12 protein-coding genes are annotated in these 22,478 nt (G+C 71.0%); 1 reads left to right on the top strand and 11 read right to left on the bottom strand.

The annotated features are described in order from the left end of the window. The first annotated feature begins 245 nt into the window (after positions 1-245). Positions 246-1,313, top strand: coding sequence for an AI-2E family transporter (locus tag DIR46_RS25130; RefSeq protein WP_109347674.1), 1,068 nt, complete (start codon positions 246-248; stop codon positions 1,311-1,313). Positions 1,314-1,334: 21 nt separating this feature from the next. Here DIR46_RS25130 and DIR46_RS25125 read toward each other — a convergent pair whose 3' ends face one another. From DIR46_RS25125 to vgrG, 11 genes are all read right to left on the bottom strand, one after another. Further along, positions 1,335-2,564: an eCIS core domain-containing protein gene (locus tag DIR46_RS25125; protein WP_229446411.1), complete on the bottom strand. Its 1,230-nt coding sequence runs from the start codon at positions 2,562-2,564 to the stop codon at positions 1,335-1,337. Positions 2,565-2,638: 74 nt separating this feature from the next. Beyond that, positions 2,639-5,443 carry a hypothetical protein gene (locus DIR46_RS25120; protein WP_109347673.1) on the bottom strand — a complete coding sequence of 935 codons (2,805 nt, stop codon included), beginning with the start codon at positions 5,441-5,443 and terminating at the stop codon, positions 2,639-2,641. Position 5,444: 1 nt separating this feature from the next. Next, a complete protein-coding gene (locus DIR46_RS25115) occupies positions 5,445-6,806 on the bottom strand; it encodes an ATP-binding protein (protein ID WP_229446410.1) in 1,362 nt (453 codons plus the stop codon). Between the two features lie 10 nt (positions 6,807-6,816). Further along, the gene (locus tag DIR46_RS25110) at positions 6,817-7,065 is read right to left on the bottom strand and encodes a hypothetical protein (protein ID WP_109347671.1); all 249 of its coding nucleotides are present in this window, start codon (positions 7,063-7,065) and stop codon (positions 6,817-6,819) included. Between the two features lie 27 nt (positions 7,066-7,092). Beyond that, positions 7,093-15,084 (bottom strand): contractile injection system tape measure protein, encoded by a 7,992-nt coding sequence (locus tag DIR46_RS25105; protein ID WP_109347670.1) that lies wholly within the window; start codon positions 15,082-15,084, stop codon positions 7,093-7,095. Continuing rightward, positions 15,041-15,460, bottom strand: coding sequence for a hypothetical protein (locus DIR46_RS25100; protein WP_162819641.1), 420 nt, complete (start codon positions 15,458-15,460; stop codon positions 15,041-15,043). Before DIR46_RS25100 ends, DIR46_RS25105 begins: the two co-directional genes overlap by 44 nt. After that, positions 15,412-16,233 (bottom strand): hypothetical protein, encoded by an 822-nt coding sequence (locus DIR46_RS25095; RefSeq protein WP_109347668.1) that lies wholly within the window; start codon positions 16,231-16,233, stop codon positions 15,412-15,414. Before DIR46_RS25095 ends, DIR46_RS25100 begins: the two co-directional genes overlap by 49 nt. Continuing rightward, the gene (locus DIR46_RS25090) at positions 16,217-19,966 is read right to left on the bottom strand and encodes a baseplate J/gp47 family protein (protein ID WP_162819640.1); all 3,750 of its coding nucleotides are present in this window, start codon (positions 19,964-19,966) and stop codon (positions 16,217-16,219) included. Before DIR46_RS25090 ends, DIR46_RS25095 begins: the two co-directional genes overlap by 17 nt. Continuing rightward, a complete protein-coding gene (locus DIR46_RS25085; RefSeq protein WP_229446409.1) occupies positions 19,963-20,373 on the bottom strand; it encodes a GPW/gp25 family protein in 411 nt (136 codons plus the stop codon). The genes DIR46_RS25090 and DIR46_RS25085 overlap by 4 nt, the downstream gene beginning before the upstream one ends. Position 20,374: 1 nt before the next feature. Next, entirely contained in the window at positions 20,375-20,674 is a 300-nt protein-coding gene (locus tag DIR46_RS25080; RefSeq protein ID WP_109347666.1) for a PAAR domain-containing protein, read from the bottom strand. 7 nt (positions 20,675-20,681) lie between these two features. Continuing rightward, the gene (gene vgrG, locus DIR46_RS25075) at positions 20,682-22,478 is read right to left on the bottom strand and encodes a type VI secretion system tip protein VgrG (RefSeq protein ID WP_109347665.1); all 1,797 of its coding nucleotides are present in this window, start codon (positions 22,476-22,478) and stop codon (positions 20,682-20,684) included.

Below are 22,478 nucleotides of genomic sequence, written 5' to 3'. Positions count from 1 at the left end.
CATGTGACTCTCCGATAAAGAATGTTGGTTGAAGCCCGCCAGACTACGTCTTGACGCGGCGACATTAATTATCGCAAGATGTCATTTAAACAATGCGCACGATTGAAATGACTTCGTGGTCATTAAGCGACACTTCACCAAAAGTCGAACTATTTGTCAGGACGCGCACTGCGCCACGCGAAACGCAGTCGTACAGGCGATGGCATGGTTTATCATCAGGAAACATCAACCATTTCACTCCGCCGATGAAGCAATATACGCTGCCGCAGAACTCCTTCCTCATGTTATTGGCGATCGTGACGATCGCTTTCTTCTGGGTATTGCTGCCCTACTCCGGGGCCGTGTTCTGGGGCGTCGTGTTCGCCATCCTGTTCGCACCGCTGCAATCGCGCCTGCTGCGCGCGACCAAGGGGCGGCCGACGGCCGCCGCCCTGCTCTCGCTGCTGGTGATCGTGCTGATGGTGCTGTTTCCGCTGGCCCTGATCACCTCGTCGCTGATCAATGAAGTCACCGCCATCTATGCCCGCGTCAGCGCGGGCCAGGTCGACGTCGCCTCTTACTTCAACCTCGTGATCCGCGCCCTGCCCGACTGGGCGATCTCGCTGCTCGAGCGTTTTGAACTGACGAACCTGGCGTCGCTGCAGGACAAGATCGCCGAAGGCGCTGCCCAGATCAGCCAGGCCACCGCGCAGTACGCCCTCAATATTGGGCGCAACACGCTGGACTTCGTGGTCAGCATGACGATCATGCTGTACCTGCTGTTCTTCCTGCTGCGCGACGGCCGCATCCTGGCGGCGCGCATCCAGCGCGCGGTGCCCCTGTCGGTCGAATACAAGGGCCGCCTGTTCCAGAATTTCACCACGGTGATCCGGGCCACGGTCAAGGGCAATGTGCTGGTGGCGATGGCCCAGGGTGCGCTGGGAGGCCTGATCTTCTGGGCGCTGGACGTCAGCGGCGCCTTGCTGTGGGGCGTGGTGATGGCCTTCCTGTCGCTGCTGCCGGCGGTCGGCGCCGCGCTGGTGTGGGCGCCGGTGGCGGTCTACTTCCTGGCGACCGGAGAGATCTGGCAAGGCGTGGTGCTCGCCGCCTATGGCGTGCTAGTGATCGGCCTGGTCGACAACATCCTGCGCCCGATCCTGGTCGGCAAGGACACCAAGTTGCCCGACTACGTTATCCTGCTGTCGACCCTGGGCGGCATGGCCTTGTTCGGGCTGAACGGCTTCGTGATCGGGCCGGTGATCGCGGCGCTGTTCATTGCGGCATGGGATTTGTTCTCACGGGCGGATGAGTTTCACGAGCCGGGCGAAGGGTAAATTCGACTGGCCACCTAACACTTAGTTGTTAATCCTGTAGGCCACACCGCCACGCGTCAGGCTCGGCAGCGGGTGATGGCCAGCCGGCGTGTAAGCGTTCCCGAAGGCGGCGGCGAGTGTCGCGTGAATTGCCCGAGACCCTGAATGAACGGGATACCTGGTATCGCCGGAACCGCCTACCGCGATCGTTCCATACCCGGTGCCGACTTCCGGCGCCTCGTTGGCCTCGACCAGGCCTGCCGCCCGAAGCAGCAGGAAGCACACCACTGCCTCCGGCATATCTCGAGGAAACATCGAACTCCATTTGCAGTAGCGGATCCCGTTGACCGCCACGTTGTCGGTGCATACGATGATATGCACCCCATTCGTGCTTCCATGGGTAAACAGCACCTGGACATTGTTCGGTAATGCGCCGTCTTTATAAGCATGCAGTCCGCTAAGCCGGCCGTCGGTACCTGTCTCGGCGTTGAAGACGTGGTGGCGGGCCGGCACATCTGTCCGGTTCGCGAACTGCCGATAAGCGGCCGGGCGTCGATTGCCTCGCAACTGCGCGATGCCTTCGACCGCGACCGGAGTGGCGTCGACGTTGACGTGGCCTGGTGGCGGCATGCGGGCCATGCCTCGGTCCAAAGCCTTTCCGCCCATGATATCGGCCTCGGCCTCCAGACCTGCATCGCTGTTCACCGCCTGCCCGGTATGGAGCTGCATTGTCGGCTTTACGCGCCCCTGCGCCTGCTGCACCACATGCCACGCCTCATGCGGCAAATATCGTTCCTGACCGGGCGCCACATGAATCTCGCTTCCTTGCGCGTAAGCGTGCGCCTGCAATTGCGCCGGCCTGGACGAATTGTAGTGGACCTTGACATGATCCATGCTCATCCCGGAAAGCGACTCTATCCCTGACTTCAATCGATCCGGCAGCCCGGCATGGTTGGGTTCTCGTGGGCGCTGCACTGGCGACTGGCCGCCCGATGCTCCATCATCATGTTGCGCTTGAACCGCCGCGCCTGATGCCGGGCCGGGTCGATGACCCTCCTCCACCTGCCGCGCACCGGCGTGGATAACATTGCTCAACGCCATTGATTGCGACAACCGCGCACTGTCGTTGACCATGTCGATGAGTTCGCCCTGCACCACCGCCGACGAGCGCTTGTCAACGAAATCCCTCCGCACCGCCACGCCGGCAACTGGCCGACGGGCGCCGCCAGGCTCGCTTTCCTTCCGCTCTGGTGAATGCATCCGCTCTTGCATGAGGGTCTCCTCCGTTAAAGATGTCGGTATCAATATGATTCGATGATCACGGCCGGTTCGCCCGCCCGACCACCCTACGGCAGCTTGCGGCGCGACTTCTTGAAGTAATAGCGCGACACCAGCGCCGCCGCCACGATGCCGCCGGTGCCATACAGCGCCAGCGTATACTTCAGATAACCAGTCAGCAACGGATCGCTCACCACCAGCACCGCCAGCGTCAGCAGCGGCAACACCAGCAGCGCCACCATGCCCCCGAAGTACAGTCCGCTATTGTCGAGGCGTTCATTGCACCCCCGGCAGCTGAAATACACCGCACCGACGCCGATCGCCAGCGCCAGCGTTCCCCAGAACATCCAGCGCAGCCACAGGCGGTGCGGACACAGGTAGCCGGCGTGGTAGCTGATCTTGGTGGCCGGGTCGCCGAAGGGCTGCAGGAACCCTGCCACCAGCCGGTTGGCGTCATTGTCGGCCAGCTTGTCGTCGGGGCCGCGCGTGCCGGCGAAGGCGAGCGGCCAGAAGCCGACCCCGCGATAGTTGGCCGCAGCGAATACGATGTCGTCGGCCAGTTGGGCCGATCCGACGCCGTCGTATTCGACCACCGGCGTCAACGCCCATTGCAGGCGCGCTGCGTCGGCGCCGTGCAGCGCGTTCTGGATCCCGGTGCGCAGCGCTTTCTTGCTGTCCCGGGTTGGCTCCGGGATCAGGGCCAGGATCGGGATGTCCTTCTCCATCTGCCTGCCACTGTCCGCGAACGACGTGTCGACCGGATTGACCTCCTTGATCAGGTCGACCATATTGCGGTAGGCGAACGGGCCCGCCCGGCCCAGCTCCTGGTACTCGACCGCAATACTGAGCCGCCGCGCGGGCTTCATCCCGTCCAGCCGCTTGTACAGGTCAGCGACGAAGGCGTTATACAACTCCTTGTCCGCACCCGGAAAATCGCGAAAGTACAGCACGACGCCGTCCCCGCCGGTCGGTCCGGCATCCTGGCCCAGCGAAGCGAACCGTATCATGGCCTGGCGGCCATCGGGCGGCTCGCGTTCCAGCAGGTCCTCGATATTTTCACCAAGCGCCGCGAGGACTTCCTGCTTGCGCTTGACCGTGAAGGTGCGCCATTCCGCCCAGTCGCTGCGCGACACTACCCAATCCACCTTGACGTCATACCGGTGGGCGGCGCGCATCATCGACCCCAGGTAGTCGGAAATGGCGAGTGCTTCCATGCCCGGCGGTCCCCGCAGCGCGCCGTCCTCGTCGACCGTCACGCCATACAGCCCGATGCGCGTGAGCGCACCGAAATCGATCTGGCGTTCGCCGGCATCGAGCCACAGGGGATAAAATCCATACACTATCCCGTCCTGCTCGGGACGCGCGCAACGGCACCAGTCGGGCGCCCAGTCACGCGTGCGTGCCGCCAGCGCAGGCACGGTGTTCGAGATATCGAAGTCCATCTCGCCTTCGAGGCGCGGTATCACGACCTGTGCGACCTTGTATATGAGCTCGTCGGCCTCGAGCTGCTCGGCGGCGCTGCATCCGCGCCGCTCGCGCAGCTTCCTTATCCGGTCGAACGACACCTCCCGTCCCTGCATCAGCACCTCGAGTTGCGCGAGGGCGGGCTCGTCGAGCTTACCCTGCGGTCCTTGCGGGGTATCCTTGTCCGGCGTTTTCGGCGGCAGATCGGGGCACATGCCAAGCCCACGCCGCACCTGCCAGTCGAGTGCGGCGTCGAACAGTTCCCTGGTCGGGTACTGCACATTCCTGAAGCCTTCGAACAGGGCGGCGAGCGCCGGGTCGGGCTGCGTTCCCGCCGCCAGCTTCTCGGCCAGGTCCGCGGGCACCTGGTAGCGCACGACGCGCGCGCCGCGCACGATATCCAGCCGCTTGCGCTCGACCGCGTCGAGCTGGTCGTTGGCGTCGGCAGTCTCGCGCAACACGTCCTGGAACTCCTGGGCGTTCGCATACTCCTTGCCTGCGAGTTCCTTTAACGCGATCACGGCAGCCTCGGGCATTCCTTCGGCGCGCAGCCGCTGCAGCAGTTCGTCGTTCACCAGATAGGCGTCGACCCTTGAATGGCGCTTGACCAACGCCAGCGCGCCCTTGGGCACGACGATTCCTCCCAGTTCCTCGCGCACATATTCGTCGAAGATGCGCTCATGTTCGGGCAAATGGCCCGACAGCGACTTGAGGCGGTCGGCCACCGCGGCCAGGTCGCCAATCTTTTCGGTCCGTTTGGGGTCGTAGCCGAAGGTCCGTTCGATCGGTGCAAGGGGTCGACGCACCGGCGCCGGTTCGCGCTGGTACTGCCGGATCAGCGCAATGACCTGGGAAGCGTCGCCCGAACGGCGCCGCTGCAGGCTGAGTTTCCGGTCCGGGTCCGGCTGGCCGGCAATCCACTCTTCGAAGTCGGAGCCGGAGAGGATCTCGACCCAGTTCGGGTAGACGCCGGCAATCACGGCGACCTGTTCCAGCGAAGCCACCACGGCGCGCTCGAACCTGGGGTCGCTCGCGACGATGCCGTAGTCGCGGCAGAACTGCACGAGCCACTTGAGCGTGACCGGCCCCACGACGTTGTCCTCCAGCGGGCGCCGGGCGCTGCCGGCATCGCGCTTGAAGGCCGGGTCGGCGCCGTAGATGACGCGCAGGTGATCCTGGATTTGCCGGCCGCCGGTGGCGTTGTACTGCCGGAAGACGCGCGCCGCCTCCGGCGTATTGAGGCGCCTGACCAGAGCCCGCTCATCGGCATCGGAGATGTCCGGGCCCGGCACGCGCCCGGCAGCTGGCGTCGCCGTCGCCGATTGGGGCCGCTTGTCGGCATCGTCGCCAGTGCAGCCGGACAGCGCGACGGACAGCGCGATGCAAAAGACGATAAAGATCGGCTTCATGTCAGAATGTCTTCCCTTCCTTGATCATTTCCTTGCGAATCCCCAGCAGCAGCTCGGCCTGCGTGACGTGGTCGCGTCCCTGGCGCGTGGCGCTGATGGCGGCGTGGCGCACCACATTGGTCATGGCCCCGCCGGCCAGCTCGTAGGCCTCGGCCAGGGCGCGCAGGTCGACGTCCGGCCCCAGCCGGCGCGGGTCGCGGAACATGCCCTGCCACAGGCGCAGGCGCTGGGTCGCGTCGGGCATGCCGAAATACACGGCGCTCTGGAAACGGCGCGCGAACGCCTGGTCGATATTGGCCTTCAGGTTGCTGGCCAGGATCACCACGCCCGGGAAGTCCTCGACCCGCTGCAGCAGGTAGGCGATTTCCTGGTTGGCGTGGCGGTCGTTCGAGGTATTCCCCTCGGTGCGGGTGCCGAACAGCGCGTCGGCTTCGTCGAAGAACAGGATCCAGCGCCGGTCCTGGGCCTGGTCGAACACATTGGCCAGGTTCTTCTCTGTCTCGCCGATATACTTCGAGACCATCATCGACAGGTCGATCCGGTAGACGTCGACCCCGGCGCCGGCGCCGATCAGGGTCGCGGTCAGGGTCTTGCCGGTGCCGGGCGGTCCGTAGAACAGGCAGCGGTAGCCCGGCTTGACGGCGCGTTCCAGGCCCCACTCCTCCAGCAGCTTGCCGGACTCGCGGATCCACAAGCCGATGCTCTCGACGTCGTGGCGCGCTTCCGGCGCCAGCACCAGGTCGTCCCAGCCGAGCCGGGTCGTGATCAGCTTCGCCGGGAACTGGCGGTCGTAGTCCGGCTTGTGACGCGCCCCGGTGGTGAAGCGCTGCAGGTATTCCGGGGCCAGGCTGAGCATCGCGCCGAGCTGCGGTTCGCCGGCGGCGGGTTGTTCGAGGCGCACGATGCGGCGCCGCATCAGCGGATGGTCGTCGTCGAACAATGCCAGCACCCGGAAGCGCTGCGCCAGGTCGTCGCCCGCCAGCAGGAAGGCGGCGGTCTCGCAGGTCGGCAGGAAGCCTTCGTGCGTCTTGCCGCGCCAGCCGCCGAACTCGGTGAAGCGCTGGCCCTGCAGCTTGTTCTGGGTGAAGAACAGGTCGAGCGCCTGCGGCCGCACGTGCGGCAGCAGCGCCAGCATCAGCACCAGCCGCTCCTCGATGCCGAAGCCCAGTTGGTTCACCAGCGCCGCGTATTCGGACGCGTCGCGATCCAGCGTCGGCGGCGCCTCGAGCGCGCACGGCGTGTCGCCGTCGCCGAAATAATGGGTGAAGCGCGCGTGCAGTATCCTGCCGAACCAGTCGGCTTCGCGCGCCAGCGCGGCGGCATTGGCCTGCAGCGTCGGCTGCTCCATCGTGGACGTGGTCACCGGCGCCTCCTCAGCGCCAGTGCACAAGTAGCGGCGCCGCCATCCATGGCAGGCGGATGGTCGAGAAGCTCCAGGGCAGACGTTCCACGAAGCTGTGCTCCACGCCACGCCATTGGGCAATGAGGGCTCCCAGCATGTCGTCGGCCCCCTGACGCTCGGCCCGCGTGAGCACGACGTCGGCGGCGACCGGCGCCCGGAGCGGCGCTCGCTCAACCATGCCTGCGTTGGCCTTGTCTGTCGTCTTTTCCATGTCCGTCATCCCTCTCATTTGTTCTGTTCGTCGACATCAATGCCAGCTCACGTGCAGCGGCGCCGGCATCCATGCGAAGCGCACGATCGAAAAGCTCCACGGCAGGCGGTCCATCAGCATGTCGAAGGGACCGCGAACGACCGACAGCTCCCAGCCCTGCGGGCCAAGGGCCAGCTCCCCGTCCCGCATCAGGAAGGACTGGCGCAGCCCTTCCACCGAGGTGCGGCCCAGCGCGCTCCAGCTGGCGATCATCGCCTCCAGCAAGCCCTCGATCGTCCCGCGCTCGACCGGCGTGAGCGCAATGCCGGCGGGGACCGGCGCCTCCAGCGGCAGGCCGCACAGCAGCTTGTTCAGGGGCAGCGCATACTCCGCCGTGCTGCTGGCGCCCGATACCGCGAACTGCAGCAGGTGCACGGCGCGCTCGGCGGCATCGAGGTCGACGAAAGCCCCATCGGCCACCAGCCCCAGCATCCCGAACAGGCGCGGCAGGTACGGCGCCATCAGCACCATGCCGGCATTGTCGAGGGCGATGCGTTCGCCCTCGACAATGCCGCGCGCGCCGTCGGCGACGGTCGCGGCAACTGGAGGCTTCGTGACGCGCGTCTCGCGCATCTGCCCCGCCGCGGACTGGGCAGCCCGCCATACGTCCAGCAGCGCGGCCTGCTCCCGTGCGCCCGGCGCGGCGGCGCGCAATACCTGATCGCAGGCGGCGGTCAGGTCGGGGGTGGCGCCCCGGGCCGGGCGCGCCGCCAGGTCGAAGGCGCCGCGCCACAGCGCGTCTTGCCAGCCGCTTCCCAGCACCGGGGCGACGAGGTCGCCGCGTGTGGCGATGTTGCGCACCGCTGAGCCGAGATCGGGCCGGGACAGCGCGACCAGGTCGGCCAGCATCCGCTGCGGCAGGCCCTCGCGCAGCGCCGCGCGCCAGCCGCGCCGGCGTCCGGCGGTGCGCAGCGACCGCAGCACGTCGTCGCGCCGCGCTTCGAGCAGCGCGGCCCATGCGGACGGCGGCGGATCGCCGTCGGCGGCCAGCAGCGCCGCGACGATCGCGCTCGCTGCTTCGCTTGCAGTCCGCGTCGCCTGCGCCAGCGAACCTCCCTGCAGGACGATCGCATCGAGGTCCAGCGGCGCGCCGCGCTCCAGGGCATCCATCGCTGCGCGCAGGCAGGCCTGCTCGTTGCCGCTGGCCCCCGCAGCCGCCGCGATCGCCTCCACCATGACGGCGCGGCGCGCGGGCGCGATACGATCTTCCCGGTCGAGATGGCCGCGGATGCGCTCCAGCCACCGCGTGGCGTCGAGCGCCGCCGGTGGCGCCGTGGCGGCGACCAGCCCGTTCTGCAGCACCGCGCACGCGTCGAGCAGGCGCCGCGCCGCCGGGTCGGACGGGACAGGGCTGGCGCAGCCGGACGCGTCCCTGAACGCTTCCCTGAACGCTTCCCTGAACGCTTCCCTGTCGCCGGCCCGCGCCCGTGCGGCGCCGGACATCAGGTTCCGCAACGCGCGCCCGGCGCCGCCATCCGGAGCAGCAGGCTCCCATGGCCTGGAATTTGGCGCCGCGGCGCCGGGCTGACGCAGCCGCAGTGCATCGCCTGCGACGCCCAGGTAGCGGCCCCGCAGTTGCGCGATGTGCCGGGACGTCGCGCCGCCAAGGGCGGCTTCCAGCAGGTCGGCCCAGGCCTCCACGCGCGGATAGCCCGGATGCGTGCGCGCGCACAGCTCGACGCCATCGGCAATGGCGAGCAGCGCGTCGGCGGCGTCAAGCTGCGCCGCCTTGCGTACCAGTGCGCGCAGCGCCCCCAGACTGCCGGAACCGGCCAGCTCGCGCAGACGCGCGCGCACCGGCGCACCGGGCGCGAGCGCCGCAATCGCGGCCAGGATCGCCGCACCGTCCTGCTCCGCGCCGGCCTGGTCCGGAGGTGCGGCAAGGCGGTCGAGCAGTTCCCCGCGCAGCGCCTTCAACGGCGGCAATGGCGCCTGCCCCGTCGCGGCGCGCACGGCGGCGCCGACCAGCGCGGGCCAGACCAGCAGGCGCAGCCGCCGCGGCGCGATGCCCGCCGCGAGACCCGCGCGCTGCAGCTCGTCCGCCAGCGCGTACAGCGCCTCGGCCCGGGCTGGGACCGCCCGCGCCAGCAGGTCGCGCAACTGCCGTTCGGGGAACTGCTCCACCATGCGCCGCGCCCCGGCCGGACGTGCGAGGGCGGTGGCCAGCATGCGCCACAGCGGCTGCAGCGACGGCGCAGCCAGCAAGCCGTCGAGCAAGGTCACGTGGGTTTCTTCGAGCGGCGCCTGCCGGTCGCCGGCCACTCCGGCCGTCGCATGCGCTCCGAGCAGGCGGCCCTTGCGCAGGAAAGCCGCGAGGCGCTCGAGCGCGGAGGCGCCGCGCCACGCCGCGGGTGCATCTTCCGTCCGCTGTTGCGTCCGCTCTTGCGTTTGCTTGTGCGTCTCCTTCTGGCCGTGGCGCGCGACCAGGGCGATGACCTCGTCCAGGCGAACGCACAGGGCCTGCACCGAGGCCGCCGTCACCGTCGGCGACAGGCAGGCTTCGAATACCTCGGCCCATGACCGCGCGTGCAGGCCGGGCGCCGGGCCGGCGGCGCCGGGTGCGGAGGCCAGCCGCCGGCCCAGCGCACGCAGGCGCACGATCGCAGCGGCTGCGAAGTCGGAAGCGAAGCGCGCCAGCAAGGTTTCGCGCAGGTGCACCGGAAGCGCGGACACGAGTCGGCGCGCGCCGCCGGGCGAGGCGAGCGTGCGCCGCAGCGCCGCAGCCAGTGTGCGCTCGACCGTCCCGGCATCGGCGGCATCCGTCGGAGCGACCGCCAGCAGGCGCTCCAGCTGCGCCGCACGGCCATGATCGGCATGCCCCGTACGCCACCACGCTTCGAGCCCGTCCAGCGCCCCTTTGCCCTGCCGGACCCGGGCATTCGCGCCACGCCGGCGCGGCGCGCCGTCCGGCGGGGCCGCGGCTTCCAGGCGACCGCACAAGGCTTCCACCGACGCCGAGGATGGCGCCGAACCCAGGCACAGCGCGTACACCTGCGCCCAGCAATCCCGCAAGGCGTCCGGCCTGGACGACAGGCGCCGGCCCAGGCGTTGCAGCAAGGCGACCAGCCGTGGCGCCAGCGACGGCACGGCGAACCACAACAGGGCGATTCCCAGCTGCTCGGGCAGCGCTGCGGCCAGGCGGCGCGGCCCTTCCGGCAAGGCCGCCGTGCGCGCCAGCGCGGCGACGAGGGCCTTCGCCAGCCGCCGCCCGGCGCCCGGGTCGGCGTCGCCACCGGCAACCGTGGCCCGCGCCAGCATCCGTTCCATCCGCGCGGCGCGCGCGGCATCGGCCTGGCCGCCACGCCACCAGGCTTCGAGCTCGTCGAGCGCAGCCGGCATCCGGTCCTGGGACGCGGCCGGCGCTTCCTCCCGCGCCCGCGCCGGCATGAGCTCCGCCTCCAGGCGTTCGCACAAGACCTGCACGGCGGCCGACGACACCGGCGGCGCCAGGCACGCCGTCAACAGCCGCGCCCAGGCACCGATCCAGGTCTCCGGCGCCCGGGCATGGCGCGCGCGCAGCTGCTGCATCAGCGCGATCGCGCTTGGCGCCAGGCCTGGCAGCGCGAAGCGGACCAGCGATTCCCGCAGGCGTTCCGGCAGCGCACGCGTCAGCCGCAGCGCGCCGTCGGGGGCGGCCAGCACGCGCGCCAGCGCCACCTTCAGGGGCGCGTCCACGCCGTCCTGCTCCACCCTTGCCAGCAGCGCCTCGAGCCGCGCCGCTCCGGCCGGATCGTAGCGGCCGCTGCGCCACCAGGCTACCAATCCGGCCAGTTGCGCGCCTTCCTCATCCTTCGCGTCCGCCCCGGGCGGTCCCCCGCCCAGCGCACGCAGCAAAAGGTCGTGCCAGGCGGCGCGCACGTCGTCCTCCAGCGCCGGCAGGTCCAGACCCGCGCCGTCCTGCGATTCCAGCAACAGCGCCAGCAGCGCCGCCACCTGGCCGGGCACCGCCGCATGCACGATGCCGGCCAGCTGGCGCTGCGGGAACTGTGCGACCAGCCTGCGCAGCGCCACCGGGCTTGCCGACGCCCTGGCCAGCATCCGCAGCAGCGCCTCGCGCGCCGCGCGGCTGCGCCCGGCGCGCTCGAGCAGGCGCGCGAGCAAAAGCACGTGCGGCTCTCCCGCCACCGGCCGCGCGTTGTCCAAGCGGCCACGCTCCAGGAAAGCCGCCAGTTGCGCGAGATCGTCCGGCGCTGCGGCATCGGGAGCGGCCGGATCGCCCTGATCTGGCAGCGCCGCCCCCTGCGCCGCGGCATCCAGCACCGCGTGCAGGCGCGCACGCACGGCATCCTCGCGCACGACCACGTGCGCGCCGTCCAGGCCGGCCACGAGCAGCTCCAGCCAGCAGCGCGCATGGGCGGCGGCGGCGCGGCCACGGTCGCCCACCCGCGACACCAGCTGCCGTTCCACTTCACTCATCAGGGCCAGCAGGCGCGTGGCGCCGGACGGCATCAGAAAGCGCAGCAGGCGCTCGCGCAGTCCCAGCGACATGGCGCCGGCCAGCCGGCGCGCCGCGTCCGGGGTGGACAATGCGCCTTCCAGCACCCGCGCCAGGCCGTCACGCACGGCCGCCGCGCCGCCGGTCGCCAGCAGGCGCTCCAGCACGGCCGCGGCGCCGGCATCGCGTTCGCCACGCCGCCACCATGCCGCCAGGCGCTCGCCGTCTTCCGGCGCCAGCGCCGCGCGGTCCGGCGCGGCCGTCGGGCGTCCGATCGCCGCGGCCACCGCCGCCAGGCCGGCGGCCGGCGCCGTGGCGCCCAGCGCCACGCCCAGCACCCAGGTCCAGGCCAGCGCGGCGTCCATCGCGCCGGGTCCGGTGGCCAGGGCGGCGCAACAGGCCAACAGCGCGCGCGCCTGGCCCGGCGCCGCCGTTTCCAGAATCGCCTCGAGCTGGCGCGGCGGGAACTGCTCCGCCAGCCGCCGCAGCGCTTGCGGCTGACGGATGGCGTCGGCCAGCATCCGCGCCAGCGCCCCGGGCGCCGACGCCAGCAGGCCATCCAGCAATTCCACGTGCAACCCGCCGCGTCGCGGCGGCGCCTCCCACCCCAGCCGCCCGCTGCGCAGGAAGGCCGCCAGCCGCGCCAGCGCGTCGTCCTCGGCGCTCCTGATGGTGGGGAGGTCGGCCCCGTCCTGGCCACCGCTCCGTGCCTGCCTCCCGCCAGCCGCCAGCCGCGCCTGCTGGCGCGCGCCCGCCAGCGCATCCTCGAGCAGCGCGCGCAGGCGCGCCGGCGCCTGTTCGCGCAGCGCATGGCGCTCGATCGTGCCCAGGTCGAGCGCGAGCGACGGCAGCACCAGGACGGCGCCAGGTTCGTCGCAGGCATCCATCACCTCGTCGAGCACCGACAGCAGCGAGTCCTTGACCAGGCGCAGCAGCAGCCCCTCGTCCTGGAGTTCGGGATCCGGCGGATCGAACTCGAAGGCGACGTCGAGCCGCTCGATCAGGTGCGGGCCGCTCATCGGGATTGCCTCATGCGGGCTCCTTGCGGTGCACGCGCAGGAAGTGCACCAGCGCGCCGGCCGCGTCATGCAGGGCTGCGCGAGGCGGGCGCGCGCCTCGTCCGCGGACGCATGCCACTCGCGCAGCGCCCCGCGCCAGGCGTCGTGCAAGCCCTCGAAGCCGGCCATGTCGGCAGGGCCGAGCCACAGGAAGCCGGGCTGGATATGGGCCGGGCAATGCTCGCGCACGGTCTCCTCGACGAAGTTGCGGAAACCCCGGTCGGCGCAGCGCAGCGTCCAGCGCGGCAGCACCACGCTAATGTGGGCCGCGTAGAACGACGGATTGCCGAGGCCATCGTCTCCCTGCAGTTCCTGGTCCTCGCGGCCCAGGCCCGGCCGCAGCAGCACGTGCTCGACCAGGTGCATGCCCTCGCAGCGCCGGTTCAGGCGCGCCAGCTCCGCCACCGCCGCATGGGCCGCCGCCACCGCCTCGCTGCGCCGCCCGTGGCTGGACAGCAGGCGCCAGCGCGCGCCGGCCTGCACGTGCAGCTCGTAGGCGCCGGCCCGGCGCGCCAGCCGGTAGTTGGACAGCAAGGCGCCGTCGCGGAACAGGGCTTCGTCGAGCCGATCCGCGCGCCCCGGCAGCGCCGCCGCCGCCGCCGCGGCCCGCCCGGTCGCGGGCGGCACCGGCAGCCAGTCGTCCGGCGCCGCCGGCGCCACGGCGTCCGGCGCCGCCTCTTCGTCCTCCGCGAGCGCCAGGCGCGCGCCGTCGCGGCCCGGGCACAGGCTGCGATGGCGCTCGCCGCCGTCGAAGCCGAGCAGGATCCCGGCGCGCCGGACCAGCGGCGACACCGCGCCGGGCGCGTCCAGCGGCAGGGTGTAGTCGGCGCCGCTGCCGCGGCCCGCGCTCAGTTCGACCAGTTCCGCCAGCAGGCGCCGCTTGGCGTCCAGCAGCCAGGCCTCGGTGTCGTGCGGGTGATAGTCGTTGAAGCGCCGCAGCGCGGTCTGCGGGAAGGTCTCGCCATAGATGGCCAGCAGGTAATCGTAGACCCGTCCCTTGCGTTCGACGTGCTCGTCCTGCCGGCCCAGCACCCGCTCCAGGCGCGCGCGGGTGGCGTGCGGCCCTTCGCGGTACAGGACGTCCAGGCCCGGCGCCGCCGGGCCGTCCAGGTACTGGGAACCGTAGCTGCGCGCATCCTCGTGCCCGAGTCCGAACATCCGCGGGAAGTCCTGCAGGTTCTGCAGGTAGTTCGCCATCAGCTGCTCCATCGGATACAGGAAGCCCTGCAACTGGCGTGCCTGGGCCTTGCGCTCGTCGCTCGCGCTGTCGGGCAGGCCGTACTTGCCGATCCCGTACACGGCAGGGAACTCGTGCTGCACCGAGTAATAGGCGTGCAGCTCGCGATGGGTGCCGGAGGGCAGCGCGTAGCGGGTGCGCATGCCGCTGTCGTCGGCGCGGAAGGCGCGCTGCTCGAAGCGCAGCTTGGCCAGCTCCAGCCTGGCCTCCTCGTACAACAGGCGATTCGCACTGCGCCAGGCCGGCATCGGGGGGATCGTCTGCTCGCTCACGCCGTACTCGATGCCCTGCTCCGGCTGCACTCGCAGCAGCTCGGCCAGCTGCTCGCCCACGGGAAAGGCCAGCACCCCGCAGCTGCCATCGGCACGGTCGCGCGGGATCGCCGGCACCGGGCGCAGGTCGGCGTCGACGATCGACAGCGCGCGGATGCGGCGCACCCCGTCGATCTTCTGGATCACGCCGATCAGTTCGCTCACGGACACGGGCGCCTCGTCGTCGGCGCCCTCGCGCATGCTGACGTGGCCATGGCGCGTGGCCGCACCGTCGTAGACGCGCTCGGGGCTCCAGTCGAGGGTGATCACGTCGCGCAGGCGCTGCGCCGACAGGCCGGAGGACAGGTACTGGCCGCAGTCGAACAGGATCTGGGCCAGCACCTCCGCCTGGGAGCGCTCGCCCCAGGTGTCGATCTCGCCGCGCAGGTAATAGGCGCGTGGCCGCAGCACGCGCACCCGGGCCAGATCGGCGCCCAGCGCCCGGCTGGCTGCGTACACGGCGCGCACGCGGCGCGCCAGCGCGGCCCCGTCCGCTGCCTCCTGTGCCTCACCCGACGCCGGCGCCGCCGCCGAGCCGTCGTGCTCGGGCAGCACGTCGATCGCGAGCAGGCCGCCGCCCTCGGCCCGGATCCAGACGTCGGCCAGTTCCGGGATCCCGCCATACAGCAGGCGCCGGTAATCCGCGATCGTGAGCGGCGCGCCGGGCAGGATTTCCTCCGGCGGGTACAGGGCCAGGCCGGCGTAGTCGATGCTGCCATCCGGCCCGGTCAGGTAGTCGGCCATGTCGAAGCCGGTGCGATAGGCCAGGTCGGTCAGGCCGTAGGCCAGCTGTTCGAGCGTGGTCACGCCGGGGTCGTGCAGGTTGAAGTCGGTCCAGACCTCGCCGCACAGGCGTTGCAGCGCCGCGATGCCGGCGCCGCGCAGGGCGTCGAAGCTGGTTTCGTCATCCATGCCCGGGGCGGCGAGCTGGCCCGCTCCGGCCGTCATGCCGCCCCTCCAGCGCCGTGACCGCGGCCTCTGGCCGCAAGGCCGCGAGCTGCGCTTCCAGGCCGCGCACCAGCGCGTGCACCCGGCGGTACGGCAGGTCGGACAGCGCCGACACCACCAGCGCGAGCTCGCACGCGTCCAGCACGAACGGCGCCGCGCCGCCGCGCGCGTCGATCCCCTCCGTCCAGTCCCGGGCCCAGGCTTCCAGGCGCGCCATCAGCGCCTGCACCTGGCCATAGGGACGCAGGCCGAGCGCCTCGGCCACCAGCCGCGCCTGGCGCGGCGCGAGCTGCAGGGCGAAACGCGCCACGCCGTCACCGCGGCCGCTCATGCTTCCTCCGGCGCGGCGCTGCCGTCCATGCGCGGATCCAGCCACAGGGAGGTCAGGTGGTACTGGATGCGGGTGTTCTGGCCATAGGCGCAGCCGACCCGCAGCTGCAGGTAGTAGTTGCCCGGCACCGCCTTGTCATCGAGCCAGCGCAGCTGCAGGCGATGGCGCCGCGAGCCGTAATGGGCCTGGTGATAGGTGATCTCGCCCTTGGCGTCGAAGGCGCGCAGCGCGAACGCGTGCATCAGCGCGTACTTGCCGGAATCGCGGCGGCCGGCGCCGGCCGTCACTTCCAGCGCCGTGCAGCCCTGGTAGGGGCCGCCGATGGTGTGCCACTCGGCGTCGGCCGGCGCCGGCCGGCTGCCGGCGGCGCCGACCCGGCCGCTGCTGGCGACCACGCCGTCCACGTCCAGCTGGTGGCGGGGATGGCGGGTGTTGACGCCGATCCGGCCATCGGTCCTGCCGCCGCCGTCGGGCGCGAGCAGGGTCAGGACCGCGTAGCCGCCGCCGTCGGCCTCGTCGTCGGCGTCCATCTCCGCCGACGCCGCGCCGCGCCGCGCCGCATCCAGGGTCAGGCGCGCGCTGCGCCCGTCCAGCCCGAAGGCCCAGGCGGTGCTCTCCTCTTCCACCGCGCCGTACAGGCTGAGGACGCGGTTGTTGCCGCTGATCTGGGTCAGGCGCAGGCCGTCGCGCTCGTTGTGGGCGATGCCGTCGTCGTGGATGTTCAGCACCGATTCGATCAGGTCGCTGAAATCGCCGGCCGACGGCATCTCGCCCTCGCCGAAGCGTTTCTTCAGCGTGTCTCTATTTCGCTTGGTCATTGTCGGTTTGGGGTGAAATGATGAAAGTGCTGCCGATTTCCAGCTTGCCGATGCCGGTGCGCCGGGCAACGCGCGACTGCTCGCTGCCGGCCACCAGGATCGCGTGGCGCCGGATCGGCACCGCCACGCTCCACGGATACAGCGGCGTCACGTCGGGCGCCGGCTCGCCCTTGCGGCCGGGCGCCGCGGTATCGGTGAGCATATAGCGGTCGCGCCCGGCGTCGCTCACGCTGAGCATCGAGAATTCGCTGACGCCCAGCACGCCCGGCTGGGCCAGCAGGAAGGCTTCGACGTCGTGCTGGCGCAGGGTCCAGCCGAACAGGCTGGTGTTGCCCGCCGGGTTCCAGGGCGAAATGAAGTCCGAGACCAGCCGGTCGAGCAGGTTCACGTGGCGGCCGTGGTCCAGTCCCGGCGCCAGCCGCACCTTGCAGCGCACCTGGATGCGCTGGTAGAACGGGTTGGCGACCTCGAGCCGCACGTCGGCGCTGACGCGCGCGGCCAGGAAGGCGTGAACGCGCGCCACCAGGTCGCCGTTCAGGCGCGGCAGCACGCTCACGTGGCCGCTGGACGCGAACGCCGGCAGCGCCACCACCAGCACGCGCCCCGGGCAGGCGCCGCCGTCCGGCCGCCGCTCCAGCGACAGGTTGGGAAAGCACTTGACGCGGTCGATGTCGGGAAAGCGCTCCAGCACCAGCCGTTCGTAATCGTCGGGCACGATCGCGCGGCCCTTGTGGCGCAGGCGCTCGGCGCTGCGGCGGCGCAGCTCGATCCGGCCTTCCGGCAGCCGCCCGCCGCTGGAAGCGGTCATCTGGGTCACGCGAACCAGGCCGGGGATGGCCTGGCGCGGGCGCCGGATCGTCGCCGCCGCGATGCGCTCCGGCGCACCCGCCGTCATGTGATCCGCGGCGCGCCACACCTGCAGCGCATGCGGATGCACCGAATACAGCTGGCAGAAGCGGTTCAGCTCATCCTCGCACGACACCCGCAGCCAGACCAGTCCTTCCGGCATGATGGTGTTGTCGCGTCCCGCGTCCGGCGGCAGCGCCAGCGTGACGATGCCGGGGCGGATGAAGCCCTGGGTCGAGTCGCGCAGCACCGCGTGAGGCGGCAGCGCGATCCAGCGGTTGCCGGCCAGGTAGGCCCAGCTGATGTGGCGCGCGTGCTGGCCCGACATCGGCAGCGCGTCCTCGACCAGGTTGAAGAACAGGCTCAGGGGCGCGTCCAGCACGCTCGCGCTCAGGCCCAGGTACAGGTTGCCCGAATAGTCGATCGAGGGCAGCAGCAGGTCGCCGTGCTCGCTGCCGCCGCGCGCCGCCTCCCAGCCGAAGGGATGCAGGCGCAGCAGCGCCTCGCCGGACGGCGCCGGCGTCGGCCCGATCGTGCTGGTCGCCGCGTAGTTCATCGCCACCGTCTCCACCGTCGGCGTGTACGGCGGATTCGGCAGCGCATGCGCGTCGCGCCGGTAGCGCCACTGGCTGTTGCGGGTCAGCACCCGCGCCAGCTGGTAGGGATAGTCGCGGTGGCCGAAGGCGAATTCGCCGGTGTCGAGCGTCAGGCGGAAGAAGCCGCTGCTGACGCCCGGTTCCCAGGCGAACGGCTGGTCCGGCGCGCAGCGTTCCAGCGGCAGCGGGCGCGCCAGGTGCAGCACCGGGCCCAGGTCGACCACCTCGCTGGCGGCAGCGCCCGGCGCGCTCGCCGGGCGCCGGCCGGCCTGCGCGTCGGCGAACAGCAACTGCGCGGGCCGCGCCTGGACCTGGGTCTCGACCGGCTGCCAGCGGCCGTCGGCCAGCGCCGCCACCGTGCAGCGCACGTCGCGGAACGGCTCGCCGTCGTAGCCGCCGTACCAGGCGCGCAGGCCGCCGGCCACCTGCGGCAGGCCGCCCCACTCGAACGCCAGCTCGGCCGCCGTCAGGCGCTTGCAGGCCGTCTCGGCGCTGCCGACCACCAGCCAGGCGCCATGCGCCGGCAGCGGGCCGAAAGGCTGGAACGGCGCCGCCGGCGACAGCGCGCCCATTTGGTTGTACAGCGCCAGAGAACGGTGTCCGCGCACGCTGACGTCGACCTGGGCGCGCGCCATCGGCAGTCCGCGCAGCAGACCGTAGGGATACAGATAGCCTTCGCCATTGAGTTCGAAGCGCAGCAGCGGGCAGGCGCCAGTGACGCCCGGGCCGTGCAGCGCCGGGTCGTAGGGCGCCACCGCGCCGGCCTCGTGCCCGAGCGTGAAATGGATGTGCAACGCGTCGTGGACGCCGCCCTCCCCGGCCGCGTCAAACGTGGCGCTGTAGGCCGGCACCGCCATCCAGCCGTCGACGCCGGTCAGCGCCAGGGTGAACATCCGGCGCAGCACCTTGTAGCGCACCTCGGCCTGCGATTCGCGCATCTGCGTGGCCAGCTGCGCCAGCCGGCCGCCCAGGGTCTCGTCGCCCGCGGCGCCGTGGCGCTGGGCGCCCAGCAGCAGGGTCACGTGCACGCTGCGTTCGCCCTCGCGCATGAGCAGCACGTTGCTGGCCAGGGCGAAGCCGAGGCGCGCGGCCTGTCCCGGGGCCGCGCTGGAGGCCGTGCGCGGCGCCCCGAACAGCGGCCGCGGCGCCAGTTCGGCCCGGTCGAGCGCCTGGTCCGGCTCCAGCACCGGCAGGCTGGCCAGGCGGCAGGCGGTGGGATAGCTCCTGGGCCGGCCGTGGCGCTGCTCCCACAGCGCGTTCTCGGGCGCGGTCAGCGGATTGCGCTCGCAGAACAGCGTGTATATCGCGCGCAGGCGGGCGTCGCCCACCACCAGGCCCTCGCGCGGCGCGAACACCAGGTCCCCCAGCTGGCGTCCGGCCGGGGCCAGGAAGGCGGCGCCGGCCGGCACCGTCGTGCGCGCGCCCGGCGCGGCGGGTGCGAACACCAGGAAGGTCGAATCGCATTCCGCCGGTTTCGGGCGCATGCGCAGCACACGGTCGTAGTAGAAATCGAGGTGGCGTTCGGTCAGGGTGTTGGCCGCGTCCTGGGCGCGCCGGTAGATCTGGACGAAGGCCAGCAGCAGGCCGGCGCCGGGATCGTGGACCCCGCTCGACAGGCTCTGTTCGAGGCGCTGGGCAGCGCCGCGCTGGACCATCTCGATGGCCTTGGCCAGCTGGTTGAACCAGGTGCGGCACAGCGCGCGCAGCTCGTCGTCGCGCACCGCCCCGCCCGGCTCCAGGCCCAGCATCGCGCTCAGCTCGGCCACCAGCGCCGGCGCGTCGCGGCCCGCGTTCCATTCGGGGCGCGCCGCCCGGTACGCAAGCGCCCGCCGCAGCGATGGCGGCAGGTTGTCCAGCACGCCGACGATCAGGGTGCCCAGGTCGATCCCGACCGGGCTGCCGCGCCCGAGCAGCAAGCGCGACCAGGCCTCCAGCCGCTCGACCATCGCGGCCAGCAGCGCGGCCGGCGAGCCGCCGCGCGGCGCCGGCATGCCGCCCGGAGCCATGCCATCCAGCGCGCGGTCGACGAGGGCGTCGAAGCCGGCCCGGTTGCGGTGCACGCGCAGCGACAGGATCTCGGCCATCACCAGCGTCTCGTCGTCGCCGAAATAATCGCGCCAGGTGCGGTCCCAGCTCGCCTCCGGTCCCTCGGTGGCGAAGCGCACCAGGCCGGCGAAGTGCAGCGCCAGCGTCATCAACTGGGCCTGGCTCAGCTCGTCGACGTCGATGTAGTGCGGCGCCAGCGCCGCCGGCAGGCGCGCATGCTGCGCCAGCCCCTCCCGCATGCTCATGAAGCGGCTTCCACATGGAAGGGGTAAACCAGGTTGGCCCGGGTATTGGTGGCGCGGATGCGGTACACGATCTCGATCGGCAGCACGCCGTGCGCGTCCGGTCCGGGCAGCACCGCCACCCGTTCGACCTCGACCCGCGGCTCGCAGCGCGCGATCGCCTGCAGGATGGCCTGGCGGATCTCGGTAACCACGCTTTCGCTGACGTGTTCGAACACCAGCGCGTGCAGGTTGCAGCCGTACAGCGGATGCATGATGCGCTCGCCCGGGCGCGTGGCCAGCAGGATGCCCAGGCTCTCGCGGATGTCGCGCTCGTCCGACACCATGACGGTGCGCCCGTCGCGGCCGAACTGCGGCGGAAACGCCCAGCCGGTCCCCAGGAACGATGGCGTCTTGCGCGCTGCGCTCACCTCACCCCCCGATCAGGACGGTCGGATAGCCGATGACGATGGTGCCGCCGTGGGCGCAGCTGTCGCCCATGCGCGCGGCCGGACGGCCGCCGATCAGCACCGTGGCGGAACCCTTGACGATGCTGTCGGGCGGGCCGACGCAGACGGCGGCGTCGCCCACGACGGCGGCCGGCAACTTGCCGATCAGGACGGTGGGCACGCCAGGACCGACCACCGGCCCTCCCACGTGCGGGATGGGCGGCAAGCCGGGGGTGACCATGGGGCAGGCATGCATATCGGTTAAACGGGCGGCGGGTGGCATGGCGTCCTCAATTGATCATGATCAGGGCGCCCTTGACCGTGGTCTGGCCGCTGGCGGACAGTTCGGCGCTGGCCGCACCCTTGGCGGTCAGGGCCATCTTGGCGGTGCTGGCGATGTTGAGGGCGTCGTGCTTGATGTCGGCCTTGCTTTCCAGCGCGACGTTGCCGACCGCGTCGAGCGTGATCTTGCCCTTGGCCGTGATCGCGATGTCCTTCGGACTGTCGAGGGTGATGCCGCCCGTGCCCAGCGTCACCTTGTTGCCGGTCTGGTCCTGCAGCACGATCGACTTGGCGTCGTCGCTCAGCACGATGGTGTTGTTTCCGGGCGTGGCGATCGTGATCGACTTCTTGTCGTCGTCGAACTCGACTTTCAGCTTGCTGCGCGTGACCAGGGCCTTGGTGAAGTTGTCCGCGGTCGGCTCGTAGGGCGCCTTGCGCTTGCTGCTGTACACGCTGCCGAGGATCACCGGATGCGACGGATCGCCGTTCAGGAAGCCCAGCACCACCTCGTCGCCGATCTCGGGGAGGAAGAAGTGCCCTATCCCGCTCGACGCATAGTGGCCAGCCAGGCGTGCCCAGACCCCGGCCGTCTCGGCCTTGGTGACCGGCAGCGAGACCTGGATCTTGTACTGCGCGTCGGGATCGGCGTCGAGCTTCATCACCACGCCGACCTGCAGGCCGGAGACGCCGGCGTTCAGGCCGGACGCCAGCGGCGCGGCCAGCTCGCCGCGCTCGGACTGGGTCTCGGGCGCCAGGCCGAATTCCGCCTCGGTGGTCCAGTCGCCGTCGGCGATCATGTGGGTCACGCCGGCCAGCCAGGCGTCGCCGTCGAAGCGCTTGCCGACGCCGCTCACGCTCAGCAGCGTGCCTGGCTTGGCCAGCGCGCTGCCGACGAAGCGCATGCGCCCGCGCACGCGCGCCAGGCCGGCGCGCATCTGGCGCGCGGCGGTCCAGGCCTTGAGGCCTTCGCTGTCGACCGCCGCCGCCGACTGCAGCCGGTAGTTGTCGAGGCCGAGCACGCCGGCCAGCGTCGCGCCGTCCAGGTTGCCCTGGCGATTGAGCGTCGCCGGGCCCGCGCTTTGCTCGACTATCTCCTGGGTGGACGGATCCCAGGCGACGCCGCCGACCGCGGCCAGCTGGCTCCTGACGTCGATGTCGGCGTCGAACGCGAGCAGGTCGAGCCCATACTGGACCGCCAGCGCCGCCGCGCCGGAAGTCGCGGGGGCGGCCAGCGTCACCTTGCCGGCGTCGACCAGCGCGAGCAGGCCGTTGGCCTCGGCCCGCGCCAGCACGAAGTCCCAGTCGCTGACCTCGTACTGCACCAGTTCCTTGTAGGTGACGGCGGTGGCGTCGACGACCGCATCGAGCCCGTGCGCCTTGATCAGCTTGGACAGGATCGCATCGTCGCTCATGTCGACGAAATTGGCGCTGCGCCGGCCGACCGTCATCTTGATCGCCTTGTCGCGGCACTCGACCACCAGCCGGCTGCGTCCAAATGGCCCGATGCGCACGCCGTGGCGGATGACGATGCCGCTGAAGACCAGGTCGGTGGCGGACTCGCCGCGACCCACCTTGATCTCGATCGCGGCGCCCGGCTTGAACAGCTCGCCGTCGCTCAGCGCCAGGCGCAGGTCGGCGGCGACGTCGCTGTCATCCAGCACCACGACGCGGGCGGAAGGAATGCGGTTGACCGCATGCGTGATTTCGACCGACGGCAGCCGGGCCGTGTCGGGCAGCGCGACGCCGTCGCAGGTGACTTCCACCTGCAAATCGCCGTCGGTATTATCGAGGGGGGACTGTGCCAT

Source organism: Massilia oculi (assembly GCF_003143515.1).
Taxonomy (GTDB): domain Bacteria; phylum Pseudomonadota; class Gammaproteobacteria; order Burkholderiales; family Burkholderiaceae_D; genus Telluria; species Telluria oculi.
This window is presented reverse-complemented; position numbering and strand designations above follow the sequence as displayed.